The organism is Bacillus mojavensis (genome assembly GCF_012648005.1).
Lineage (GTDB): Bacteria > Bacillota > Bacilli > Bacillales > Bacillaceae > Bacillus > Bacillus mojavensis.
Map to the genome: position 1 here is coordinate 2823928 of NZ_CP051464.1, position 23689 is coordinate 2847616.

Genomic DNA, 23689 nt, shown 5'->3' on the forward strand with positions numbered 1-23689 from the left:
CTGAATGTTAAGCGGATAAATCAGCTTTTATTTTTTTTACAGCGCCTGGCGCAGCTTTCTCTACAGCTGCAGCCGCAATTTCATAGGACTGTTCATAATCATAAGCGTAAAACCGTCTTTCCGCTTCTTTCAGCTGTTCAGATAAAATATGGTTCTGGCTTCTGAATCGGTTTCCGAACTGAATGATTTTTTCAATCAGCATAACCTGCTCTACCAATTCCTCTGATTCCCGGCTTGCCCTGTTCACGATATCTTCCGCTTCTTTCAGATGGGCTCCGGCTTCTTCCATATTTAAAGGAATTTCGTTTAATTGATTGACCGTCTCTTGAATGTGATGATGCGCGTTTTCCAGCATCTCTTGAATATGGCTCGGGATGCCCGGGATGTTGCTTATCTTCAGCAGTCTTGCAGTTTCAGAAATGGTTTTTTTCAGATTGCTGAGCGTCTCTCTCGCCTGCAGTTCTTCTTTTCTAAGAGCCTGCAGCTTTTCACGATAATCCGCATGGTCTTTTTTCACTTCTTCAATTTGCTTCTCAATTGATGCGACCTCTTCAACTAAAAGAGAGTAGGCGACATGCTCTGCATCCAGCTTATCTTTTACTGACGCAAGCAGCTTACCGACTTCATCAATGCGCTTTTCAAAGGCCTGCTGTTTGCCTAGCTCACCTGCTGTCAGTCTATAGCTTTCCTTCACCAGTTCAGTTTCCGCCTTTGTCTGCTCCTTCTCTTCTTTCAGCTTATCGTAAGCAATGATCAGCTCAGGCATTTTGCTTAACACAGATTGGCCTGCTTCAACTTCACCCTCGAGCTGCTGGTAAACAGATTGAATATTTTCGTCTATGAGCTGCAGTATGGCAGAGGCTTCATCAATATCCAGCTCAGTCATCAAAACATGTTCTGCCCGTTTCAGCTGATTTGACAGGTTTTCCAGTTCCTTATCAATCTGGATATGCTCAAGCTTATACCCTTTCTCTTTCATTTCGCGATATCCGTCTTTGAGCTTTGCAATCTGGCCCGGCAACGTCTGCTTGCAGTCGGCTAACAGTTTCGGCACATCATCTATGTACGACTGAAGCCTTTCAAGATTGCGATCCTGCTCAAGGAGAACTTTTCTTGCAGTAATGTAGTTCCCGCCCTCTGTCTCTTCTTCAAACTGTTTGATCCCGCTCCAGATCTCGTCAAGATCTGCTTCAAGGCTGTCATAAAGCTCTCCGTAAAGGTGGCTGTATGCCAGCAAGTTTTTTCGGGACTTTGAGTAGCGTTCTCTTACCTGTTCAATCTCTTCGCGGCTCTTTTCTTCACTTGTGACGAGATTGCTGATTTCCCGGAGTATCTTTTCAATGTTCGATTCCGCCGCTGTCAGGAGATCGTCGATATGAACGAGCACTTGATTGGCTTTTTTAAACCGGTATTTGTCCGCGCATTCTTCGGCATCATAAAGGAGCTCTTCAACTTTCGGCATATGGGCAGTGACAATCTCATCCCATTCTTCACGCCATTTCTCAAAGAACTCTTCTGTCTGCCCCGTCATTTTCAGATGTTTAATTTTGGACATTTCTTCCACTATCGATCGATTGAGAATTTCAATCTTCCAAGATTCCAAACGATCAATTTCCGTGTAGATTTTTTTCCTGAAAAAGTAGCCCGCTGCAAACAGCGCGAGCAGTACAATTAATAATCCAATGACAAACTCCATAATGAGCCCCCTTGCTGTTAACCTTAATCTGTCAGGGTGTTTTATTTATTCAGAAAGATTTCAGGATATGTATTGAGAAAAACTGTCGTTTTCATTGTTATTATGATACCATGTAACCAACATTTTTTGAGCAGAAATCAAAAACTTTTTGTGCAAAATCGGCAGGATTTGACTATTTTTTCACGGGGTGACACCAATGCTAAAGCGAGACGGACATATTCACACACCATTTTGCCCTCACGGAACAACAGACACACTCAGGCAATATGCGGAGGAAGCGATAAAAAAAGGCTTTCAATCGATTACGTTTACAGAGCACGCTCCTTTGCCTCCCTCTTTTACCGACCCGACACCGCAAAAAGACAGCGCGATGGCGCAAGCCTCTTTGGAACACTATATTAATGAAATTTCCGGTTTAAAAAGAGAATATCGCGGACAGCTTGACATACGGACCGGGCTCGAGGTCGACTATATCGCTGAATACGAAGGTGAAATCAAATCGTTTCTGGATGCATACGGCCCATTTTTAGATGACAGCATCTTATCCGTTCATTTTTTGCGCACGGGCTCGTCCTATCTGTGCCTCGACTATGATGAGCATACATTTAAAGAGCTGATCTCAGAGTGCGGAAACATCGAAGCTGTATATGAACTGTATTACCGCAGCATTTATTCTTCTATTGTAGCATCTCTCGGCACCTATAAGCCAAAAAGAGTCGGTCACATCACACTCGTCAAAAAATTCATCAGGCTGTTTCCTTATAAAATGTCCGATCATATTCGCAGACTTGTTTCTGAGTGCCTGAACGCTGTCGAGGAAAATGGCATGGAACTTGACTTTAATACATCAGGTCTAAGAAAAACATACGCGGGGGATATTTATCTGGAGGACTGGATGATTGAGGCGGCGAAGCAAAAAAATATCCCGCTTGTGTTCGGGTCTGATGCCCATCAAGCGGGTGATGTCGGATACGCATATGTGAAGTTTACTGAACTGCGCTAATTTGTGACCGCATGTCTCCTGTCCGGAATACGCTTCTGATCCAAATCTTAATTTCTTCAAAATACATTTTATAAAAGTACGGCTCGTGCGGCTGCATATAGAGCACTTCTGAAATGTATTGAGGCTGGAGATAGGGCATCATCAAGAGAGATTTTAATTGAAGAATAAAATGAGGCAGCGGCAGCGTTAAATGTTCTCGCTGTTTTTCTCCTTCCTCAATAATCAGCTGGAAGATATACTTTTCCTTCATCAGGTACGTCGACATAATCTCTCTTATTAAAGTCGAATCAATGGTGACTTCCCGGTAGACAAACCGAGTTAATTGACGATTGTTATGCTGATAGGATAAAATATCGAAAACCAATTGGAGAAGCTGTTCCTGCGTGCTTTGAAAAGAGATGTTGCCTGCCGCTGTTTCAAGTGTTTTATTGTAGCCTTCGTAAAACTCTGAAACTAAGTGTTCCATCAAGCCTCCTTTGCCTTTAAAATAGTAGGAGATGTGCGCAACATTTACATCAGCTGACTTTGCGATTTCACGGACAGATGTGCCAGAAAATCCTTTTTGGTTAAAGAGCATGACAGCAGATTCAATAATTTTGTCTTTGGTGCTTACTTTCATACCGGCTCACTCCTTCCTCTTGTTACAAATTCAAGGAGAAGACCGGCTGTTCCTGTAAGAACTTATCGACAAATGCCGGCAGAAAAGCCGGGATTTTGTTTTATATTATAGAAAAAGTGAGGGTTTTCCATGTTTCATGTCGAACAACAATCCGGAGATAAAGAAAAAGACTATCAGCTTCTTCTAAAACAGCTCGAAGCCATAACAGAAGATGAAACAGATCAAATTGCAAACTACGCAAATGCGTCAGCACTGCTTTATCATTCATTGCCTGAGGTCAACTGGGCCGGTTTCTATTTTGCAAAGGAAGGGGAAGGACAGCTTGTGTTAGGGCCGTTTCAAGGTCTGCCGGCATGTGTCCGTATTCCTTTCGGTAAAGGCGTTTGCGGAACAGCATACGCAAATGGAAAAGTGGAGCGAGTTGCAGATGTAAACGCATTTCCGGGACATATTGCCTGTGATGCAGCATCTCAATCAGAAATTGTGCTTCCGATTCATGTAGACGGGAACCTAGTCGGCGTCTTGGACATTGACAGCCCTGTCAAGAACCGATTTGATGAGATCGATGAAAAGTATCTTTCACAATTTGTAAAAACCCTTGAAAAAGCTTTAGTGTAATGCATACAACAAAAGCCCAAAACATGTAGCGTTTTGGGCTTTTTTCATTTTTTTATCGACTCGTGAATCATCAAACGGTTTTTCCCGCTGCGTTTTGCGGTGTAAAGCGCTTCGTCTGCCTGGTGAACAAGTTCCTTCAAGGACTTTTTCGATTCTGAATCCCAGCAAGAGATCCCGCATGAAATCGTCACCTCAGGCTTTGTGCTTTTTCTCACTGCACAAACAAGCCTTTCGGTAATCCGTTTCCCGACGGCTACTGTCACATTCGGAAGGTAAACCGCCAGCTCCTCGCCCCCCCAGCGGGCGCCAACATCATGTTTTCGGATATTGCTTTTGATGACAGAAGCGACCTGTATTAAAATCTCGTCCCCTGTCTGATGTCCGTACGTATCATTTACATTTTTAAAATTATCAATATCAACAAGAATAAACACGCCTTTTTGATGAATTTTCATGCTGTATTGAATTTTTTCATCTAAATAGACTCTTGAATACAGCTCTGTCAGCTGATCCGTTTTCACAAGATGCTCAAGGCGGTCGCGAAGCATCGAATTGGTCACAGCCAGCGTGGCGTGATGAATCAGCGCTTGGAACAGCTTGTACATTTCAAAGGTAAAAGCGTACATTTCCTTTTTCAGCAAAACGGCAAATCCCAGGAGCTGGTCATTCTCAATCATCGGAACAGCCATAAGCGAACCGTATCCGGCTTTTCCGAAAACAGACTGTCCATTTCCGATAAAAACACCCTTTTCTCCTTCGTACAGTTTTTCCTTTATTTCATTATATATATCAGACGACTTCGTTTCTTTAAAAAATGCTGTGCTCCCGGGAAGCAGTGTCTGCTGTTCAAAATGGTCAATATGGAAAAAACCCACTTCTTCAGCATGAAATGATTCAGCCATTCTCACAGCAAGATCGTTCATCGTATCCGTCAGCGTCAGCCGCTGGTTAAGACGGCGCGTTGTTTCATTAATTAATTCCAAGTTTGCAATACTTGTTTTGGATTGTTCATAGAGCTGGGCATTTTCAAACGCCTTTCCCGCCGCATTTGCTATCAGTGACATTTCATCAAGGTACGCGTCGGTAAGAGGGCTGTCTCCCGCCCCATCTGCCATCAGAACGCCGTACGTTCCCTGCTGCCCTTTAATTGGAATGTAAGCGGTCGTTTCATTTTTCCGCAAAATGTCCCCGGATAGATAGACTTTAAGCGCAAAGGAATCGGCATCCTCCCCTTCCATATACAGCTCTGTTGCAGGAACACCTAAACATTGGTCCTGATCATGGGAAATAAACAGAGAAAATTGAAACAGGGGAAACGTGGTGTGTAAGCTTTCAAGAAGCTTCTTCAGCACTTCCGTCTGATCGAGCAGCGAATGGAACAGTTCGGTCATCTTGTATATCTTTTTTTGATAGACTGTTTTGATATAAAGTCTTTCCTGTTTCATTGACTGATTCAAAAAAGAAGAAATCAAATCCGGAAGCTCTTCCGGAAACACTCCGTCCTGCCTGCATGTTAAATGAAAGCTCCTGCCGGAGACATGATCTTCAATAACAAAAAATGACGCATTTATTTTCAATGCGGAAAAATGCACTTCATCCTGTGCCATTTGTGCCATGTGATCAGATGGAGAAGGTAAAAGGGATACGCAAAGTGATGGAAAATATGTTTGAATAGCCGAAGTCAGCCATAAAAGAGAGTCGGTGAATGAGACCTTTTCAGATTTGGCTAATAAAAAATCGAGCATATGATAACGAAAGGCGGGTAATTGATCTTTTGTTTCTTCTATCATGTTTTATCACCTAAAAAGTTTACCACTAATTTTTGTTTATTATATCACAACAGCGAAGCAATAATGAACGAATGGTTGACTTCAAAACAAATAAATTATATAATGACCTTTGTGTGAAATATTGCAGCCTTTTTGTTCAGCTTCTATGTTTTCATTTTGTTCCTTATCAATAAGGTGTATCGTGTAACTCTCTGCTGCTGGAGCGAGGATACATGAAAACAAAATGTGCATGGTCGAATAGAACAGACGGTTTTTATTTTCCACAAAATAAAACCAAAGGAGGAGTCACATTATGGCTCGCTATACAGGTCCATCTTGGAAACTGTCCCGCCGTCTAGGAATCTCTCTTAGCGGAACAGGAAAAGAATTAGAAAAACGCCCTTACGCTCCAGGTCCACACGGCCCAGGACAACGTAAAAAATTATCAGAATACGGTTTGCAATTGCAAGAAAAGCAAAAGCTTCGTCACATGTACGGTGTAAACGAACGTCAATTCCGCACACTGTTTGACAAAGCTGGCAAACTAGCTGGTAAACACGGTGAAAACTTCATGATTCTTTTAGATTCCCGTCTTGATAACGTTGTGTACAAGCTAGGTTTAGCGCGTACTCGCCGTCAAGCTCGCCAATTGGTTAACCACGGTCACATTACTGTAGACGGAAGCCGCGTTGACATCCCGTCTTACCAAGTAAAAGCTGGTCAAACAATCGGTGTTCGCGAAAAATCAAGAAACCTTTCAATCATCAAAGAATCAGTTGAAGTAAACAACTTCGTTCCTGAATACCTTACTTTCGATGCTGAAAAGCTTGAAGGTACATTCACTCGTCTTCCAGAGCGTTCTGAACTTGCTCCGGAAATTAACGAAGCGCTTATCGTTGAGTTCTACTCTCGTTAATCGTTTAAAAACCCCCTGCCGCTATGCGGTCGGGGGGTTTTTTTCGTCTGCTTCTTCTACCGTTTCCTGCTGGACAACACTTTCTTTGGCCTGCTGCTCCCAATAATCCCGCTGCATTCTTTCTTTGGCGATCGTACACATGAGATTCACGGTGAGCTCTCCCTCCTATTGAAAAGGTGGTGAATGGTCGTGTTTGCCCTATCTAATATACTCTTTCCCTCAAATTCCTATGCACTAAACCAAAAACATCCTTTGCCAATTAAGCAAAGGATGTTTTTTTCTTATTTATACGTGACAAGGAAGTATTTTTTCTTTCCGCGGCGAAGCACAGTAAACTGATCTTCAATGCGGTCTTCAGTAGATAAGATATAGTCAATTTCTGTCTGGCGTTCACCGTTAATGTAAACGGCTCCGTTTTTAATATCTTCACGGGCTTGTCGTTTAGACGGTGACAGTTTCGATTCAACCAGCACATCTACGAGTGACAGTTCTTCAGCGCTGTCTTTTTCTAGAGAAGGCACATCTTTAAAACCGATTTTTACGTCTTGGGCAGAAAGCTCTTTAATATTGCCGCTGAACAATGCTTGGGAAATATTAATCGCTTGCTCCAGTGCCTCGCGTCCGTGAACGAGCGCTGTCACTTCTTCTGCCAGGCGTTTTTGCGCTTCACGCTTTTCAGGCGCTGTTTCAGTTTTTTCAGCGTATTCTTCGATTTCTTCTTTTGAAAGGAACGTAAAATATTTTAAGTATTTCACAACATCACGGTCATCTGTATTGATCCAGAATTGGTAGAATTCATATGGAGACGTTTTTTCTTTATCTAGCCAAATTGCGCCGCCTTCGGTTTTTCCGAATTTTGTGCCGTCCGCTTTCGTTACAAGCGGAATGGTAAGACCAAACGCTTTTGCTCCTTCTTCTTCAGATTTTCTGATCAGCTCAAGGCCAGCTGTGATGTTGCCCCATTGATCGCTTCCGCCGATTTGCAGCTTACAGTTTTTCTCTCTGTACAGGTTTAAGAAATCATAAGATTGAAGAATCATGTAGCTGAATTCTGTGTAAGAGATGCCGGATTCGATTCTGGAGCTGACTGTATCTTTTGCCAGCATGTAATTGATGCCGAAGTTTTTGCCGACGTCACGAAGGAAGTCAATCACATTCATGTTTCCGATCCAGTCGTAGTTATTTGCCATAACAGCCGGGTTTTCTGCTGAATCAAAATCAAGAAATCTTGAAAGCTGATGTTTGATTTTTTGCGACCATTCGACAACGATATCAGCCGTGTTTAACGTACGCTCTGCTTTTTTTCCGCTCGGATCGCCGATTAAACCCGTCGCGCCGCCCACAAGCGCAATCGGATGGTGCCCCGCAAGCTGAAAACGGCGGAGTGTTAAAATTGGCAGCAGGTGCCCGATATGCAAGCTGTCCGCTGTCGGATCAAAGCCTGAGTACAGGCGGATCTTTTCTTCGTTCAGCTGTTTGTTCAGTCCTTCTTCATCCGTCATTTGCTGAATCAATCCGCGGAAGGATAAGTCTTCAAGTAAGTTTGTCATGAGATAAGGCTCCTTTTTAAATAAAATAAAAACGCCCCTTCGTGTAAACGAAGGGACGATTGATTATCGCGGTACCACCCTACTAATAAGAGCATACATACAGCTTTTTGCTCTTATCACTTTGCCTGATAACGGATCAGGTCCGTTCTTTCACTACTGAAAGCCTGTGCGGCTTTGTTTGCAAAAGCGGTTCATGAGTGTATTCGATATATCCGTCTGTGCTGATTTTCACCGGCCATCAGCTCTCTGGAACGTAAGGATATTCTACTTGTCTCAATCTTTACCTTTTCATATGAAGCTATATCATTTTTAACATAAATAAAATCCCGTGTCAACGGCGCCTTTTAATCCTCCATCGTTGACAGGTCTCCGGCCGGAAGATTCAGCTCCCATGCCTTCAGCACACGTCTCATGATCTTACCGCTCCGTGTTTTTGGAAGCTTATCCTTAAATTCAATTTCACGCGGAGCGGCATGGGCTGCAAGACCTTGTTTGACAAATTGGCGGATGTCTTCCTTCAGTTTATCAGACGGCTCAAACCCTTCTCTGAGAGCGATAAAGGCTTTAATGATCTCCCCGCGCACCGGATCAGGTTTACCAATGACCCCCGCCTCCGCAATTGCCGGATGTTCGACAAGCTTACTTTCCACTTCAAATGGCCCGACGCGCTCACCGGAGGTCATGATGACATCGTCCACTCTGCCTTGGAACCAAAAGTACCCTTCATCATCCATGTAGGCAGAATCGCCCGACACATACCATCCGCCCGGCATAAAATAAGATTCGTATTTTTCAGGGTTGTTCCAAATCGTGTGCATCATAGATGGCCAGCCCTTTTTAATGGCGAGGTTCCCCATTCGATACGGCGGAAGCTCGTTCCCCTGATTATCAACGATTGCTGCTTCTACACCGGGAATCGGTTTTCCCATCGAGCCTGGTTTTATATCCAGGCAAGGATAGTTGCAGATTAGCTGTCCGCCCGTTTCTGTCATCCACCATGTATCATGAATCCGTTGGTTAAAGACTTTATGCCCCCATCTGATCACTTCCGGATTTAAAGGTTCACCGACACTCAGCACATGGCGGAGTGAAGTCAGATCATATTTGGCAGCCATATCATCTCCGGCTCCCATCAGCATTCGAAAGGCAGTCGGCGCGCTGTACCAGACGTTTACACCAAGCTGCTCAATCGTGCCATACCAGCTTTCCGGGCTGAATCGTCCGCCGACAATCACATTTGTCGCTCCGTTCAGCCACGGCGCAAAAATCCCGTACACCGTTCCAGTCACCCAGCCTGGGTCGGCCGTGCACCAATAAATGTCCTCTTCCTTTAAATCAAGGACCCATTTTCCTGTCTGATACTGCTGAACCATTGCCTCATGGACATGAAGCACACCCTTTGGCGTACCCGTAGATCCTGATGTATAGTGAAGCAAATAGCCGTCTTTTTTGTCCATCCATTCAATGTCCAGTCTTGTGCTCTCATGTTTAGCCACTTCATCATAATGAATGATGTTTGTTCCGCTCTTTTCAGTCTGGCCGCCGACTATGAATATACGCTGTAAATCAGGGAGCTTGTCAACCGGAATCCTTTCCAAAAGCTCAGGCGTCGTGACAACAACCTTTGCCTCGCTGTTTTGAAGCCGGTCCTTAACAGCCCCCTCCATAAATGCTTCAAATAACGGCCCGGCGATTGCGCCGATTTTGATGGCACCTAGCATAATAAAATAAAGCTCGGGTGATCTCGGCATAAAAATAAAAACGCGGTCCCCTTTTTCCACATTTCCATACCGTCTCAGCACATTCCCGGCTCTGTTTGTTTCTTCTTTCATTTCTTTAAATGTGTATTTTTCATCCCGTTTTGCGTCCTTATAATAAAGCGCAACTTTGTTTTTTCGAAAAGATTCGGCATGACGGTCTATCGTTTCATAAGCCGCATTCAATTTCCCTGTCTTATGCCAAGAGAAATGTTTCTCTGCTTCGGACCAATCAAATTGCCGATACGTTTCTTCATAGTTTTTTAAATTATGATCCCCCTCTATTGCTGGCAACGCTTTCAAATTCATGTCCAAACATCCCCCTTTGCTGAAGTTGTCACATTTATTATAGTATATATTCATATTCTTCTCAATTTTTAAAATATAAACCATGTTGAAAACGCTTTATAATTTGTTATTCTTAAAGGAGGCATGTATTTTTTATAGAAATTGATGGGACGGTGAATCAGTGGAACATCATAAAACATATCACTCTGCAAACATCAAAACAGCAACCGGCTCCTTACTGATAGAAGGCCCTGTCTCTCCAGAGGAATTGGCAGGTTATGAGTTTCATAAGGATTTGACCGCATTTCGGCCGCCCCGGGAACAGCATGAAGCATTGGTCGATATTGCTGGCCTTCCTGAGGGACGCATTATCATTGCCAGAGACGGCCAAACCATTGTCGGCTATGTGACGTATTTATACCCTGATCCGCTCGAAAGGTGGTCAGAAGGAAATATGGAGGATTTGCTTGAGCTCGGAGCCATTGAGGTGGCGCCGGCATACCGGGGATGTTCTGTCGGAAAAACGCTTCTGACCGTCAGCATGATGGACGAACAAATGGAGAACTACATTGTGATGACGACAGAGTACTACTGGCATTGGGATTTAAAAGGGATGAAAAAAGATGTGTGGGAGTACAGAAAGATCATGGAGAAAATGATGAACGCAGGCGGATTGGTCTGGTTTGCAACCGACGAGCCTGAGATCAGCTCCCATCCTGCGAACTGCCTGATGGCGCGCATCGGAAAAAACGTCAGCCAGGAATCAATTGAACAATTTGACAGGCTCCGTTTTTATCATCGTTATATGTATTAACTGACACAGACAAAGGGGAAAAGATAATGATTGTTGAGCAAATCATGAAAAAGGATGTCATCACATTAACGAAAACGGATACGCTTGAAACAGCAATACACAAGTTGAAGGAATTTCATATCAGGCATTTGCCTGTTATTAACGAAGACCGCCATGTGATTGGGATGATTACAGACAGAGATATGAAACAGGCCAGCCCCAGCATTTTTGAAGAAAGCAAACGCAGCCGTTTTCTCACACGAAGCGTTGAATCAATTATGAAAAAAGACGTAGTATGCGCCCATCCGCTTGATTTTGTTGAAGAAATATCAGCAGTCTTCTACGAGCATGGCATTGGCTGCCTTCCTGTCGTGCAGCATCAAAAATTAATCGGCATTCTGACAAAAACCGATTTGCTGCGGACTTTTGTAAAGCTGACAGGCGCTGACCAGCCCGGATCGCAGATTGAGATAAAAGTAAATGACATCACAAAAAGCCTCGCCGATATCAGCAGCCTCTGCCAAAGACTTCAGGTAAAAATACTGAGCGTTCTTGTCTATCCTCATGACGATTCCGGCGCAAAGGTGCTTGTATTCCGTGTCAAGACGATGAACCCGCTGCCGTTTTTGCAGGAATTGCAAAAAAACGGGCATCTCATCGTATGGCCGTCAGAGCATAGGGATCAGCTATGAGGGACAGTGTGTTCATTTATTCTCCCTCTTATCAGACCTATATGTTTCACCAGGAGCACCCCTTTAATCAGCAGCGTGTTCTCCTGACATATGATTTGCTCAAATCAATGGATGCCTTTGACGAGGGAGATATCGTCAGTCCGCGGCTTGCGGCGGAAGATGAGCTGGCTCTCGTTCACACTGACGATTATATCCAGGCAGTAAAGCTTGCCGGCGCCGGAAAACTTCCAGCCGAAGAAGGGGAAAGCTATGGGCTCGGTACGGAAGATACACCTGTCTTTGCAGGCATGCATGAAGCGGCCTCACTATTAGTCGGCGGCACCTTAACGGCTGCGGATTATGTCATGTCAGGGCAAGCACTGCATGCTGCCAACCTTGGGGGAGGCTTGCACCATGGGTTTCGTGGAAGGGCTTCAGGATTTTGCATATACAACGACAGCGCTGTAGCGATTCAATATATTCAGAAAAAATATCAAGCCAGGGTGCTGTATATTGATACGGACGCCCATCACGGAGACGGTGTGCAATTTGCATTTTATGATAACCCCAACGTATGCACCCTGTCTATTCATGAAACGGGACGGTATTTATTCCCCGGAACCGGTCAGATTCAGGAAAAAGGCAGCGGAAAAGGCTACGGATATTCCTTTAATATCCCGCTTGATGCTTTTACGGAGGATGATTCATTTATTGAAGCCTACCAGACAGCAGCTTCAGAAATCGCCGCTTATTTTCAGCCGGATGTGATTATCAGCCAAAATGGCGCTGATGCCCATTACTACGATCCGCTGACTCATTTGTCGGCAACGATTTCCATTTACAATGAAATTCCGCGGCTTGCTCACGCACTAGCGCATCAATATTGCGGCGGAAGATGGATCGCCGTCGGAGGAGGCGGATATGATATTTGGCGAGTGGTGCCCCGTGCCTGGGCCCGAGTATGGCTTGAAATGAAAGGAATCGATCCGGGACATGACATACCACCTGAATGGATCGCAAAATGGCAAAAGCAATGCCCAGTCACCCTTCCGTCCAGCTGGAGCGACCCCGCCGATTTATATCCGCCGATTCCACGCAAGCCAGAAATTACAGAAAAAAATGCCCAAACAGTCAGCAAAGCGTTATATGCGATACGATCAGAGCGCCAGGAAAAAACAAAATAAAAAACGACCTTCACGATGAGGTCGTTTTTTATTTTTTGATGACGATTTCCACACGCCGGTTTTCCTTCATATGCTCATTTGTTTTGTTATCTTTTACAGGCTTTGTATCCGCATATCCAACAGCGATAAACCGTTTCGACGGGAGTTCCTCTTTTGATGTGAAGTATTGAATGACCCCGCTTGCCCGTGCAGCGGATAGCTCCCAGTTGGACGGATACCTGTACGTTGAGATATTTCGGCTGTCTGTATGGCCCTCCACCTGAATATCATTTGGAATAGTCTGAAGAAGAACTGCAATTTGGTGAAGAAGCGTTTCGGCATTATTCAACACGTCAGCCTCACCCGAATCAAATAGCACCGCTTCCTGAAGAACGAGCACAACCCCTCGTTCATCCCGCTTTGCTGTCATTTTTGACTTTAGCTGATGCTTTTGAATGTATGCATTTACTTTTTGTAGCAGTTGATCCTGCTGATTCTCTTGCTTTTTCGCATCGGCTGACGGCGTGTCTTTTTGATCGATGGCTGTTTGGTCTGGCTGAAGCCCGCTGCCATCCTTTTGGATCGAGTTCACCGTTGCTTTAAATTTTTGCAGATCAATCTGCGACATCGAAAAAAGTAAAATAAAGAACACAAGAATCAGCGTAATCAGATCTGTAAAGGTTACCATCCAGCCGGAGGATGACTGATTGTTTTTCCTGTTTCCATTCCTTCGTTCAAAGCGCTCTCTTCTAAGCTTCATGTACAGATCCCTTTTTTGTCTTGACTTGATTAGGCTGCTTCCGCCATTCTTCCCGAGAGCTGAAAACGACGAGCTGGCTTTCCAGATTGCGCGGATTTTTTCCGGATTGTATCCCGATAATGCCTTCCACCATTACCTGTTTGATGAAGATTTCACTTTCTGTTTTTTCTTCAAGCTTAGCCGCAATCGGATTAAATACCATGTTTGCCAGCAATGAACCGTATAAGGTCGTCAAAAGTGCAACGGCCATATTGGGTCCAAGCATATCAGGGTCATTTAAATTTTTGAGCATCAGCACCAGCCCGACTAGTGTCCCGATCATGCCCCATGCCGGAGCGAATTCTCCCGCTTTTTCAAAAACGCGGCGCCCTTTGCGGTGCCGTTCCTCCATTGCTGCAATTTCTGAATCCATGACAAGCCGAATCGTTTCTTCATCCCAGCCGTCAACCGCCAGAAGCAGCCCTTTTTTCAAGAATGGGTCTCTGATTTCTCTAGTCTGGTCATCCAATGATAAAAGCCCATGTTTTCGCGCATGGTCGGAAAGGGAAACGAAGGTTTTCACAAGGTCCTTTACATTGTCTTCCTGGCGGATAAATGCCTGCTTTAACACAGTTGGCGTTTTTTTCAGCTCCCTCGGCGGAAAACTGATAAAAACAGCGGCGCAAAGCCCTCCTGTTACGATAAAGAAAGAAGTCAGATCTAGAAAAGAGCGGAAACCGCTTACTCCCGACCCGGAAATAATTCCAATTACAATAATAATCGTTCCTAACACAAAACCAACAGGTGTAAGATAATCAAAACGTTTCATCATTTCTCCTCACTCATACGAAAAAAGCAAGAATTCACCTTAGAGGTGAAGCTTGCTTTCTTGTTTTTCTTATGACTTGGTTGACTGTCTTAACTCTATACGATGCGGCAATTCGACAATATGCTCTTCCACCGGCTCTTTATTCATGAGCTTTGTCAGCAGTCTCATCGCAACCGCGCCAATATCATATGTCGGCTGAACTACTGTTGAAAGCTGCGGTCGAACCATCAAGCTTAATCTCGTATTATCAAAGCCGATAATGTCGAGATCCTCAGGAATGGACAAGCCTTGATCCTGTGCGGCATGAATAATGCCGAGCGCCATTTCATCAGTTGCAGAAAGAATCGCTGTCGGCTTTTTGTCCAGGCTCATGAGATGCTGAAGCGCCTCAAGTCCGGAATCATACGTGTAATCACCTTCAGCAACAAATTGTTCATTAAACGGAAGATTCGCCTCTTCAAGCGCCCGTTTGTAGCCTTGCAGTTTCTTTGAGCGGTTGATCGGTTCTGTCATCGGGCCAGAAACAAATGCAATATCAGTGTGCCCCTTATCAACCAAAAGCTTCACCGCGTCATAAATCGCCTGCTCGTAATCAATTGCGACTGATGGTGTTTCACCTTGCTCCTCAACAGAAGCGGCAAGCACAATCGGCACTGGGGAACGCTTAAATTCCGCTACATGCTCGTCCGTAATGTTTCCGCCCATAAATACGATGCCGTCGACCTGTTTGCCGAGCATTGTGTTTAATAAGTGCAGCTCTTTCTCCAAGTTTTGGTCAGAGTTGCTCAAAATGATGTTATATTTATACATTGTCGCGATATCTTCAATTCCTCGCGCAAGCTCTGAATAGAAAATGCTTGAGATATCAGGAATGATGACACCTACAGTTGTTGTTTTTTTGCTTGCAAGCCCTCTTGCCACCGCGTTTGGACGGTAGCCGAGACGGTCAATGGCTTCCAAGACTTTTTTTCTCGTTGTCGGTTTTACATTCGGGTTACCGTTCACGACACGGGAAACGGTCGCCATGCTTACATTAGCTTCTCTCGCTACATCGTAGATCGTAATATTGCTCATCCTAAAACCACTCCTTTTACTGGATACACTTATCCTTATCTATAGCATAAACACTTTATGTAGAGAAATGTCATAATGTCCGAATTTATGTCGTTTATGATTTGTAAGCGTAAGTCAGTAGTCTACATTATTTTTCATTATTCATCAAATTTAATTACTTCTCATGAAATTATACACGTTTTTATAGATGATGAAAACGTATACTTGAGTTTTATAATTAAATAAACGAGAAAGCGCAAAAAAAGGCCGCATATGCGGCCTTTTGTATTGATCTCATTCCATTAGGCGTTGACTTTCACCATTGGTTTCAGTTCATTCAGCCATTTTTCAAATTCAGGGATTGCCATTTGCTGAGCAGAGTCAGAAAGTGCGACTGATGGATCAGGGTGAACCTCTGCCATAACGCCGTCAGCACCGATCGCTAAAGCGGCTTTAGCTGTCGGAAGAAGGAGGTCACGGCGGCCTGTTGAATGTGTCACATCAACAAAGACCGGCAAATGTGTTTCCTGTTTCAGAATTGGCACAGCTGAAATATCGAGCGTATTTCTCGTCGCTGTTTCGTATGTTCTGATACCGCGCTCACAAAGAATAATTTGATCATTGCCTTGTGCCATAATGTATTCAGCTGCATTGATGAATTCCGAGATCGTTGCAGCAAGTCCGCGTTTCAGCAGGACAGGTTTTTTCACGGAACCTGCAGCTTTGAGCAATTCAAAGTTCTGCATATTACGCGCACCGATCTGAATTACATCAATATAATCAAGCGCTTCTTCAATATGAGCCGGAGTTACGATTTCGCTGATAACAGCCAGATCAAATTCGTCCGCTACACGTTTTAAGATTTGAAGTCCTTCTACACCGAGGCCCTGGAAATCGTATGGGCTCGTACGAGGCTTAAAAGCTCCTCCGCGAAGAATTTTAATCCCTTGTTTTTTAGCAGCCGCAGCCACTTCTGCTACCTGCTCATAGCTCTCAACCGCACATGGTCCGACGATAAATCTTTGTTGGCCATCTCCGACTTTTTCACCTTTGATATCAACGATTGTATCTTCAGGTTTTTTCTTGCGGGAAACAAGCAACGCTTTGCTGTGGTCTTCCTCCTGAAGCTCTAAACCTGCTTTAAAGATTTCTTTAAAAATGTGCTGGATCGTAGAATTTTCGAACGGTCCGTCATTGTTTTCAATGATTTTATTTAACATTGTACGTTCTCTGACAGGATCAAAGCGATTAACACCCTGCGCTTCTTTCGCTTTACCGATCTCTTTCACAACATTTCCGCGCTGGTTGATTAATTTTAAAATTTGCAAGTTTAATTCGTCTGCCTGCTGCCTTAGAAGCTCTAACTCTGTGTTGCTCATTTTTTTCATCCTTTCCCTGCACATTCATTTTTTATTTTGTAGTTAACATGCATCTTACTATAAGTAAAACCAAATGGAAATACTGAAATACAAAATTTTTAAAAAAGTCTACTTTATTACCCAAACGCTTTTAAGTGATAAAGTAATGTATGATGCTATCGTACATGATGTGACGAAAATGATCAATAGTTTTTTCAAAAAAAAAAGCGCCAGATCATATCTGGACGCTTTTTTTCTAGGACAGATGCTGCTCAATCGCCGCTTCTGTAATTTGTGAATGTGAGGTATGCCACTTTACTTCACCGTTTTGGATCACGAAAACTTGAGGGCTTTCGTGCTTGACTCCATATGTTTCTGCGATGAAATTTGACAGAGGCCGTGCCTCTTGTACTTGCAAATAGTAAGCCGGCACTTCTTCATGCTGATTTGCAAAGGCATCAAATTCGTGAAATGCGGCTTGGCTGATCGGGCATGTTAAGCTGTGCTTAAAAAACAAGAAAGTGCCTTCCTTTTCTGCAATACGTTTAAACTCTTCCTCAGATTGGATAAGCTGTTTTGCCATTAGTCAAGTCTGCTCCTTCCGGGCTCAGCGGTTGATGTGCTCGGCCTGTTTTTGTGCATCTTTCAGCTCGTCTTTTACGTCTTCTTTCGTTTGGAGGACTTGATCTTTTGCTTCGTCAGCCGCCTGCTTTGCTTCGTTTTTCATATCTTGCATAGCAGCTGATGACTCGGTATTTGCAGAATTTGAACGGTCTCTTAAATCTTTGACCTTGTTCATGATTTGTCCTGACTGATCTGCAACAAGCTGCGTGATGTTAGATGTTTTGTCTTTTGCAATGCTGACATATTGGGTGCCTTTTTCTTTTGCGTCTGCCGTCATTTTATCTGTTTTATCCCGCAGAGCGACAGCTTGATTTCCGAGATTGTCGCGAAGTTCTTTCCCAGATTTAGGTGCTAGGAAAAGCGCAGTGGTGGCTCCGATGATTCCTCCGATTAAAGTACCGATTAAAAAATCTTTACTATTAATTCCATCTTTGCTCATCATTATTCCTCCTCAAAGTGTTTTTCTCTCTTAAAGAGCTGATTTTTTCTTTTGCTTCCACTTCTCCCAAATTTCCATCGCTGCTTGGCTCCAGGTAACAACCTGATTGATTTTATCTTGGTTTTCTCTCACTGATGCCGATACAGAACCTGCCGCCTGCTTCATTGATGTATTGAACTGCTGTACAGAGGTTCCCACCCCTTGAACAGCATGAACGACCGTGTTCAGCTTTTCTGATTTTTCCTGAATGTCTTCAGCCAAGCGGTTGGTCTTATGTAAAAGCTCGGCAGTTTCAGTGGTAATGCCTTTCATTTGTCCCTCCAGCCCTTCTAGCGTGGATGCGACATGTTTTAATGTCAGCTGCAGTGACTTTAATGTTTTAGACAAATAGATCACTAAGACAAGAAATGCTACAGCGATTAATGCAACGCTTAAATAAAGAATGATTATCATCTTAGGCCTCCTTGCTGCAGGATATACTGCTGTTTACCCGTTATGTAAAATCATAAACATATGTGTTGGGCTGTATACATATTATTCTCCATTCCAGTTGAAAATCCTTTAAGAGGATTTCTCTTCAGATAAATAAAAAGCAGTGAGATCACTGCTTTTTATTATGCCATGACGTTTTCGTAGGCTCTCATATATTTTTGAATATCTCCTGCTCCCATAAAGATAAGAACGGCTTTATCATGAGCTTTTAAAACAGATGTATCATCTTCTTCAATCAGCTTGGCATTATTAATTTTTCCCTGCAGGTCGCCGATCGTCAGCTTCCCTGCGTTTTCCCGGGCTGACCCGAAGATATCGCATAAATACACACAGTCTGCCGCACTCAGGCTATCTGCAAATTCATCAAGGAATTGCTGTGTCCGCGTAAATGTATGAGGCTGGAATACCGCAACGATTTCACGATCAGGATATTTCTGTCTTGCCGCCTCAATCGTCACTTTTATTTCTGTCGGATGGTGAGCGTAGTCATCAATTAACACTTGGTTTCCGAGCTGTTTCTCATTGAATCTGCGTTTCACGCCGCCAAATGATTTGAGGCCATGCTTAATAACACTGGCGTCAATTTCTTCATAATGGCACAACGCGATGACCGCCAATGAGTTCAATACATTATGATGGCCGTACGCAGGAATATAAAATGTGTCATAGAATGTATTGCGGACAAAGACATCGAAAGTTGTCCCTTCTGTACTTTTTACGATGTTTCTCGCTTGAAAATCATTTTCTTCTCCCGTGCCGTAATAAACGACAGGCACGTTCGCATGGATTTTCGGCAGATACTCATCGTCACCGCAGGCAATAATGCCTTTGTTAACTTGAAGAGCCATCTCCTGAAAAGCGTCAAACACATCGTCAATATTTGAGAAGTAATCAGGATGATCAAAATCAATATTCGTCATAATTGCATAGTCAGGCTGATAGCTTAAGAAATGACGGCGGTATTCACACGCTTCAAATACGAAGTATTCGCTGTTTTCATTTCCTGCGCCTGTTCCGTCCCCGATTAAGAAAGACGTTGGCTTTGCGTTTTGGATGACGTGTGCCAGCAGCCCCGTAGTTGACGTTTTGCCGTGCGCACCAGTAACCGCGACACTGGTGAACTTTTTCATATAGTCACCTAAAAACTTATGATAACGAATCACCGGAATACCGTCAGACAGCGCTTTTTCAATCTCAGGATGCGTGTCTGGGAATGCGTTTCCAGCGATAACTGTCATGCCGGGTTTGATGTTATCCGCGCTAAAAGGAAGAACGGTGATGTTTCTCTTTTCAAGCGCCGTTTGTGTGAAAATGAATTTTTCGATATCCGATCCTTGGACAGTATATCCATTATCATGAAGTATTTGGGCAAGCGGACTCATACCCGTCCCTTTTATTCCAACAAAATGATAAACAGTCATAATTGTACCTCCAACAAACGTCTATCTGTTCCCCAGTATATGACGTTCATTTCAATTTGCGACCGCGGCGGCTGAAAAGCCGCCTGCGGCGTATCCTTATATTTTTTGTTATGTTCAGTATCCGGTTATTTCTTTCCGATTAAACCTGAATATCACAATTTCTATGCCCATCTGCTGTAAAGCGGCATAGGTGTTTAATGATCTATCCATTATCATACCATGTTTGCTGTGAAAATGAACCTATATTATTCGTTTATTAAATCACTTGCAGTGATCAGCACCTCTCGAGGCTTGCTTCCTTTCGCTTCAGAGATCATACCTTCTGCTTCCATCATGTCAATCAGCCTTGCAGCCCGATTATATCCGATTCTGAATCTTCTTTGCAGGCTTGACGTGCTTGCACTGTTTTGCTCAACAACAAATTCACACGCCTCATAAAACAGTTCATCCTCTTCCTTTAAGGCAGAGCCTTGTCTGACCAATTCTTCTTGTTCAAACAAATAAGCTGGCGGCAGCTGGTTTCTGACATGGGAAACAACACGGTCAATTTCTCGGTCCGATACAAAGTTGCCTTGAAGACGGACCGGTTTTCCAGAACCGTTCTCTAAAAAGAGCATGTCTCCTTTACCGAGAAGTTTTTCCGCACCAGCCATGTCAATAATTGTTCGGGAATCAACCTGGCTGGAGACAGAAAACGCAATTCTCGTCGGGATATTCGCTTTTATCAGACCGGTAATGACATCGACTGACGGGCGCTGAGTCGCGACAAGCAAATGAATTCCGCAGGCTCTTGCTTTTTGAGCAATCCGGGCAATGCTTTCTTCTACATCATTTGGAGCTACCATCATCAAATCCGCAAGCTCGTCAATAACCACAACTAAATACGGCAGTTTTTCGCCCGTTTGGTGATCGGAGGTTAATTGATTAAAACGGTCAATATCGCGAACACCGGAATGGGCAAACAGTTCATAGCGCCGCTCCATTTCCTCAACAACCCATTTTAAAGCAGCTGTGGCCGCTTTGGCGTCTGTAATGACAGGGCTGACGAGGTGAGGAATCTTGTTGTAAGGCGCAAGCTCCACCATTTTCGGATCAATCAGCAGCACCTTCACTTCACTCGGATCAGCTTTATAAAGCAGACTCACTAAAATGGTATTGATGCACACGCTTTTTCCCGATCCTGTAGCTCCGGCGATAAGACCGTGCGGCATTTTTTTCAGATCAATGACAACAGGATTCCCCGAAATATCCAATCCGAGTGCTGACGTAAGCGGTGATGTGCTCGTCCTGAAAGCGGAACTGCGAATCATCTGGCGCAAATCAACCACCTTGCTCGTACGGTTCGGCACTTCAATTCCGATCGTGTTTTTCCCCGGAATCGGCGCCTCAATTCGAATATCTTTTGCGGACAGGCTGAGTTTAATGTCATCAGACAGATTGGTGATTTTATTTACCTTTACACCCGGTTCAGGGTGTACTTCAAATCTTGTGACTGACGGCCCTTGCGTTACATGAACCACATTGGCCCGAACGTTAAAGTTTTTCAAAGTTAAATCAAGGAGCTGACGCTGCTCTTCTATCCACGCAGCATCGTCCTGAACTTGTGCTGGCGGCACATCAAGCAGTGAGACATTCGGGAACACATAGCTTCCGCGGCGCTCCCCTGCTTTTTGCTGTTTATGCGTATCGCTTTTCAGCATCATAACATTAAAAGGAACAGACGGTCCCTTCTGAAGTGCCGGACTTCGTTTAGGATTGTCACTAGGCTTCTTGGCTCTGTTCTGCTGTTCTGCTGTAGCCGTGCGTCTTTCTGCCGCAGGGCTATCATCCGCCGCAGAATAGGATGGAGAACCCTCATCTGTGCTATGTTCCGGTTGTGAATCAACTTCTATCTGGGCCACGGATGCTTCAGGCTGGTTGTTTTCCTCTATCATTTGAGCTGATGCAACTTCCGGAATGCTTTCTTCGTGAACAGCTGTATCGCTGTCTGACTGTTCCTCTGCTTCTTGCAGGGCTTCTTCTGGCACAGCCTCTTCCTCGTATCGTTCATTATGCACAAGAGGCTTTTCATGCTCATGGATTTCCATTTGTTCTGCTGGGGCTGAGAAGGTTTCAGCAGTTTCTGGATGAACGTTTCCTTCGTTGGCTGACGGCTCTTCCGCCTCAGTTCCAGCACCAGTCACAGTCTCTTCCCCATACCGCTCATCGGGTAAGAAATGCTCTTCCTTTTCAGGCTCTTGGATCTCTGTTTGTTTAGTTGAGACGGTGTCAGCAGTTTCTAGCACAGCTTCTTCATGGGGATTTACACCGTTGGCTGACAGGGTTTCTGCCTCCATTCCGGTACCTGTCACAGTCTCTTCCCAAGATGTTTCTTCGTGCAAGAAAGATTCTTCCTGCTGATCATTCATTTGCTCTGTTTCTTCTGACGGCATCTCAGCAGCTTTTGGAGCCATTTTTTCTCCAGCGGTTACTTTTTTGTCTGACAGCTCCTCTGCTGAGTGCTTTGCCATTGTTTCATTCGTACTTTTTTGGACGCCAGAAGGCTCTTCATCCAATCGGACATGTGAAAAGAGGGGTTCCTTCTGTTGCTGCGGCGGCCGGTCCGGCATCGAATAGCTGCGTTCGCGTTCGATTTCTTCTGAAAGCAGTGTTACCTTCACAGGTTCCGGCTTCTTTTGCTCACCTTTTTTTTCCGCAGATTGTTTCGGCATGTCCTTTTTCACAGATGGTTTTTGATTAAATCCATATACAGGCGAAGGGATATTTGTCGGTTTAAACGGTTTCTTGGCCGGCTCTGATTTTTCATATGTACGGTGCTCTTTTTCATTATTTGTGCGGTCTCTGTGCTGAGCAGCTCCCGAACGAGGCGCGGCTTGCGGTTCCTCCGATGGCGGGCGGCGCCTTCTCAAATCATTTTTTTGGTATCCGTCAGGCACAACCGGAAAACGGAACTTGCCTTTAGGATATTCGTAATATATTTTAGGATCTTCCAATCGTTTTAATTGTCCTTCGGAGTGATGCGATTCTTGCTGTTTCGGAACTTGAGCGGGTTTTGTCTCCCGTTCAGCATCCTCCTCACTCTCTCCTAAAAACAAATCAAAAAATTTATGAAGCCAACTCATAAGTCATCTCTAACTCCCTTATAGTTTTCTGGGACGATTTTTAGTATACCACTGCTTGTCGGCCCAGAAAAGATTAAGCTTTCAGCAAAACAAAGCCGCTAAACAAGAGCTTAGCGGCTTTTTTTACATGATTCGATTTTTTCGGCGTATTTATGGGAGTCTAAAACTGAAATGCGTCTCCAGCCTCATGGTCTCCTTCTAATACAAGAATTCCTTTTTCAGCAGGAGCGTCAGGCAATGCAAGCTCTTTTGCGGAGCAGATCATTCCGCTGGACGGTACGCCTCGAAGCTCAGCATCCTTGATGACAAGCCCGCTCGGCATCACAGCGCCGACTTTGGCAACAACAACTTTTTGGCCTTGGTCAACGTTAGGCGCGCCGCATACGATCTGAAGCGTTTCGTCCCCTACATTGACTTTACAAACGCTTAGTTTATCAGCATTCGGATGTTTTTCTTTTGATTCAACATATCCGACGACAAACTTTGGCGATAAATCAACGACTAATGTTTCTTCAATGCCGTTTCTGTTTAACGTTTCATTCACATCTTGAACGAATGTTTCTGAAAGGGCAACAGGGCCGTTTTCATCAATGGTTAAGTATGAAGACGCGTTAAAGATGTTAAAACCCGTCGTTTCATTTGTTTCGCTATTGTAAATTTTGACGACGTCGCCGTATTTTTCATAGCCTACTTGCTCGCGTGTTACGTCTTTTAGAGAGATCAGAAGTGTATCTCCCACACCTTCTTTATTATAAAAAGCGTTCATAAG

Annotated in this window: 22 protein-coding genes and 1 other annotated feature; of the genes, 6 read left to right on the plus strand and 16 right to left on the minus strand. The window is 44.1% G+C overall.

The window, feature by feature from the left end:
• Window positions 1-7: 7 nt before the first annotated feature.
• Entirely contained in the window at window positions 8-1696 is a 1689-nt protein-coding gene (gene ezrA, locus HC660_RS14820) for a septation ring formation regulator EzrA (RefSeq protein WP_168748524.1), read from the minus strand.
• Window positions 1697-1892: 196 nt separating this feature from the next.
• Here ezrA and hisJ point away from each other — a divergent pair, with 196 nt between their 5' ends.
• Window positions 1893-2699, plus strand: a complete 807-nt coding sequence (gene hisJ / locus HC660_RS14825) for a histidinol-phosphatase HisJ (protein WP_168748525.1) — start codon at window positions 1893-1895, stop codon at window positions 2697-2699.
• Here hisJ and refZ read toward each other — a convergent pair.
• Window positions 2683-3318, minus strand: a complete 636-nt coding sequence (gene refZ / locus HC660_RS14830; protein ID WP_010335311.1) for a transcriptional regulator RefZ — start codon at window positions 3316-3318, stop codon at window positions 2683-2685. The two genes, hisJ and refZ, sit on opposite strands and share 17 nt — an antisense overlap.
• A 129-nt stretch (window positions 3319-3447) precedes the next feature.
• Between refZ and HC660_RS14835 the strand changes: the two genes are divergently transcribed.
• Window positions 3448-3936 (plus strand): free L-methionine (R)-S-oxide reductase MsrC, encoded by a 489-nt coding sequence (locus HC660_RS14835; protein ID WP_168748526.1) that lies wholly within the window; start codon window positions 3448-3450, stop codon window positions 3934-3936.
• 44 nt (window positions 3937-3980) lie between these two features.
• Here HC660_RS14835 and HC660_RS14840 read toward each other — a convergent pair whose 3' ends face one another.
• A complete protein-coding gene (locus tag HC660_RS14840) occupies window positions 3981-5726 on the minus strand; it encodes a diguanylate cyclase domain-containing protein (RefSeq protein WP_168748527.1) in 1746 nt (581 codons plus the stop codon).
• Window positions 5727-6018: 292 nt separating this feature from the next.
• On the opposite strand from HC660_RS14840, the gene rpsD reads away from it, so the two are divergent.
• Window positions 6019-6621, plus strand: a complete 603-nt coding sequence (gene rpsD, locus HC660_RS14850; RefSeq protein ID WP_010335313.1) for a 30S ribosomal protein S4 — start codon at window positions 6019-6021, stop codon at window positions 6619-6621.
• Window positions 6622-6642: 21 nt separating this feature from the next.
• Here rpsD and sr7p read toward each other — a convergent pair whose 3' ends face one another.
• The 3 genes from sr7p to acsA all read right to left on the minus strand — a co-directional run bounded on the left by sr7p (window position 6643) and on the right by acsA (window position 10237).
• Window positions 6643-6771 (minus strand): small protein SR7P, encoded by a 129-nt coding sequence (sr7p, locus tag HC660_RS21250; RefSeq protein WP_268448336.1) that lies wholly within the window; start codon window positions 6769-6771, stop codon window positions 6643-6645.
• A 131-nt stretch (window positions 6772-6902) separates the two neighbouring features.
• The gene (gene tyrS, locus HC660_RS14855; RefSeq protein WP_168748528.1) at window positions 6903-8171 is read right to left on the minus strand and encodes a tyrosine--tRNA ligase; all 1269 of its coding nucleotides are present in this window, start codon (window positions 8169-8171) and stop codon (window positions 6903-6905) included.
• Between the two features lie 48 nt (window positions 8172-8219).
• Window positions 8220-8461: a binding site (T-box leader), on the minus strand.
• Window positions 8462-8515: 54 nt separating this feature from the next.
• The gene (gene acsA, locus HC660_RS14860; protein WP_168748529.1) at window positions 8516-10237 is read right to left on the minus strand and encodes an acetate--CoA ligase; all 1722 of its coding nucleotides are present in this window, start codon (window positions 10235-10237) and stop codon (window positions 8516-8518) included.
• Window positions 10238-10397: 160 nt separating this feature from the next.
• Here acsA and acuA point away from each other — a divergent pair, with 160 nt between their 5' ends.
• The 3 genes from acuA to HC660_RS14875 are packed head-to-tail and all read left to right on the plus strand — an operon-like array spanning window position 10398 to window position 12864.
• A complete protein-coding gene (gene acuA, locus HC660_RS14865; protein WP_168748530.1) occupies window positions 10398-11030 on the plus strand; it encodes an acetoin utilization protein acetyltransferase AcuA in 633 nt (210 codons plus the stop codon).
• A gap of 26 nt (window positions 11031-11056) precedes the next feature.
• The gene (locus HC660_RS14870) at window positions 11057-11701 is read left to right on the plus strand and encodes an acetoin utilization AcuB family protein (RefSeq protein ID WP_168748531.1); all 645 of its coding nucleotides are present in this window, start codon (window positions 11057-11059) and stop codon (window positions 11699-11701) included.
• On the plus strand, window positions 11698-12864 hold the full coding sequence (locus HC660_RS14875; RefSeq protein WP_168748532.1) for an acetoin utilization protein AcuC: 1167 nt from the start codon (window positions 11698-11700) through the stop codon (window positions 12862-12864). Before HC660_RS14870 ends, HC660_RS14875 begins: the two co-directional genes overlap by 4 nt.
• 28 nt (window positions 12865-12892) lie before the next feature.
• On the opposite strand, the gene motS is transcribed toward HC660_RS14875, so the two are convergent.
• The 10 genes from motS to ytpR form a co-directional block, all read right to left on the minus strand.
• On the minus strand, window positions 12893-13603 hold the full coding sequence (gene motS / locus HC660_RS14880) for a flagellar motor protein MotS (RefSeq protein ID WP_168748533.1): 711 nt from the start codon (window positions 13601-13603) through the stop codon (window positions 12893-12895).
• Window positions 13593-14411 (minus strand): flagellar motor protein MotP, encoded by an 819-nt coding sequence (gene motP, locus HC660_RS14885; RefSeq protein WP_168748534.1) that lies wholly within the window; start codon window positions 14409-14411, stop codon window positions 13593-13595. The genes motS and motP overlap by 11 nt, the downstream gene beginning before the upstream one ends.
• A 69-nt stretch (window positions 14412-14480) precedes the next feature.
• Window positions 14481-15485 (minus strand): catabolite control protein A, encoded by a 1005-nt coding sequence (gene ccpA / locus HC660_RS14890; protein ID WP_024122513.1) that lies wholly within the window; start codon window positions 15483-15485, stop codon window positions 14481-14483.
• A gap of 281 nt (window positions 15486-15766) precedes the next feature.
• Window positions 15767-16843 (minus strand): bifunctional 3-deoxy-7-phosphoheptulonate synthase/chorismate mutase, encoded by a 1077-nt coding sequence (locus HC660_RS14895; RefSeq protein WP_024122514.1) that lies wholly within the window; start codon window positions 16841-16843, stop codon window positions 15767-15769.
• A 235-nt stretch (window positions 16844-17078) separates the two neighbouring features.
• Window positions 17079-17405: a bacillithiol system redox-active protein YtxJ gene (gene ytxJ, locus HC660_RS14900; protein WP_010331506.1), complete on the minus strand. Its 327-nt coding sequence runs from the start codon at window positions 17403-17405 to the stop codon at window positions 17079-17081.
• A 24-nt stretch (window positions 17406-17429) separates the two neighbouring features.
• A complete protein-coding gene (locus tag HC660_RS14905) occupies window positions 17430-17885 on the minus strand; it encodes a YtxH domain-containing protein (RefSeq protein ID WP_168748535.1) in 456 nt (151 codons plus the stop codon).
• A gap of 30 nt (window positions 17886-17915) precedes the next feature.
• Complete coding sequence (locus HC660_RS14910; protein ID WP_148962358.1) at window positions 17916-18338, minus strand: DUF948 domain-containing protein; 423 nt, start codon at window positions 18336-18338, stop codon at window positions 17916-17918.
• Window positions 18339-18499: 161 nt separating this feature from the next.
• Window positions 18500-19798 (minus strand): UDP-N-acetylmuramate--L-alanine ligase, encoded by a 1299-nt coding sequence (gene murC, locus HC660_RS14915; protein WP_010331509.1) that lies wholly within the window; start codon window positions 19796-19798, stop codon window positions 18500-18502.
• Between the two features lie 245 nt (window positions 19799-20043).
• Complete coding sequence (locus tag HC660_RS14920) at window positions 20044-22920, minus strand: DNA translocase FtsK (protein ID WP_168748536.1); 2877 nt, start codon at window positions 22918-22920, stop codon at window positions 20044-20046.
• Window positions 22921-23080: 160 nt separating this feature from the next.
• Window positions 23081-23686 carry a YtpR family tRNA-binding protein gene (ytpR, locus tag HC660_RS14925; RefSeq protein ID WP_168748537.1) on the minus strand — a complete coding sequence of 202 codons (606 nt, stop codon included), beginning with the start codon at window positions 23684-23686 and terminating at the stop codon, window positions 23081-23083.
• Window positions 23687-23689 lie beyond the last annotated feature (3 nt).

Bases quoted from the DNA above. Each gene is read 5' to 3' on its own strand.
- ezrA (WP_168748524.1), bottom strand. From the start codon at position 1,696: ATGGAGTTTGTCATTGGATTATTAATTGTACTGCTCGCGCTGTTTGCA.
- hisJ (WP_168748525.1), top strand. From the start codon at position 1,893: ATGCTAAAGCGAGACGGACATATTCACACACCATTTTGCCCTCACGGA.
- refZ (WP_010335311.1), bottom strand. From the start codon at position 3,318: ATGAAAGTAAGCACCAAAGACAAAATTATTGAATCTGCTGTCATGCTC.
- HC660_RS14835 (WP_168748526.1), top strand. From the start codon at position 3,448: ATGTTTCATGTCGAACAACAATCCGGAGATAAAGAAAAAGACTATCAG.
- HC660_RS14840 (WP_168748527.1), bottom strand. From the start codon at position 5,726: ATGATAGAAGAAACAAAAGATCAATTACCCGCCTTTCGTTATCATATG.
- rpsD (WP_010335313.1), top strand. From the start codon at position 6,019: ATGGCTCGCTATACAGGTCCATCTTGGAAACTGTCCCGCCGTCTAGGA.
- tyrS (WP_168748528.1), bottom strand. From the start codon at position 8,171: ATGACAAACTTACTTGAAGACTTATCCTTCCGCGGATTGATTCAGCAA.
- acsA (WP_168748529.1), bottom strand. From the start codon at position 10,237: ATGAATTTGAAAGCGTTGCCAGCAATAGAGGGGGATCATAATTTAAAA.
- HC660_RS14870 (WP_168748531.1), top strand. From the start codon at position 11,057: ATGATTGTTGAGCAAATCATGAAAAAGGATGTCATCACATTAACGAAA.
- HC660_RS14875 (WP_168748532.1), top strand. From the start codon at position 11,698: ATGAGGGACAGTGTGTTCATTTATTCTCCCTCTTATCAGACCTATATG.
- motS (WP_168748533.1), bottom strand. From the start codon at position 13,603: ATGAAGCTTAGAAGAGAGCGCTTTGAACGAAGGAATGGAAACAGGAAA.
- motP (WP_168748534.1), bottom strand. From the start codon at position 14,411: ATGAAACGTTTTGATTATCTTACACCTGTTGGTTTTGTGTTAGGAACG.
- ccpA (WP_024122513.1), bottom strand. From the start codon at position 15,485: ATGAGCAATATTACGATCTACGATGTAGCGAGAGAAGCTAATGTAAGC.
- HC660_RS14895 (WP_024122514.1), bottom strand. From the start codon at position 16,843: ATGAGCAACACAGAGTTAGAGCTTCTAAGGCAGCAGGCAGACGAATTA.
- ytxJ (WP_010331506.1), bottom strand. From the start codon at position 17,405: ATGGCAAAACAGCTTATCCAATCTGAGGAAGAGTTTAAACGTATTGCA.
- HC660_RS14905 (WP_168748535.1), bottom strand. From the start codon at position 17,885: ATGAGCAAAGATGGAATTAATAGTAAAGATTTTTTAATCGGTACTTTA.
- HC660_RS14910 (WP_148962358.1), bottom strand. From the start codon at position 18,338: ATGATAATCATTCTTTATTTAAGCGTTGCATTAATCGCTGTAGCATTT.
- murC (WP_010331509.1), bottom strand. From the start codon at position 19,798: ATGACTGTTTATCATTTTGTTGGAATAAAAGGGACGGGTATGAGTCCG.
- HC660_RS14920 (WP_168748536.1), bottom strand. From the start codon at position 22,920: ATGAGTTGGCTTCATAAATTTTTTGATTTGTTTTTAGGAGAGAGTGAG.
- ytpR (WP_168748537.1), bottom strand. From the start codon at position 23,686: ATGAACGCTTTTTATAATAAAGAAGGTGTGGGAGATACACTTCTGATC.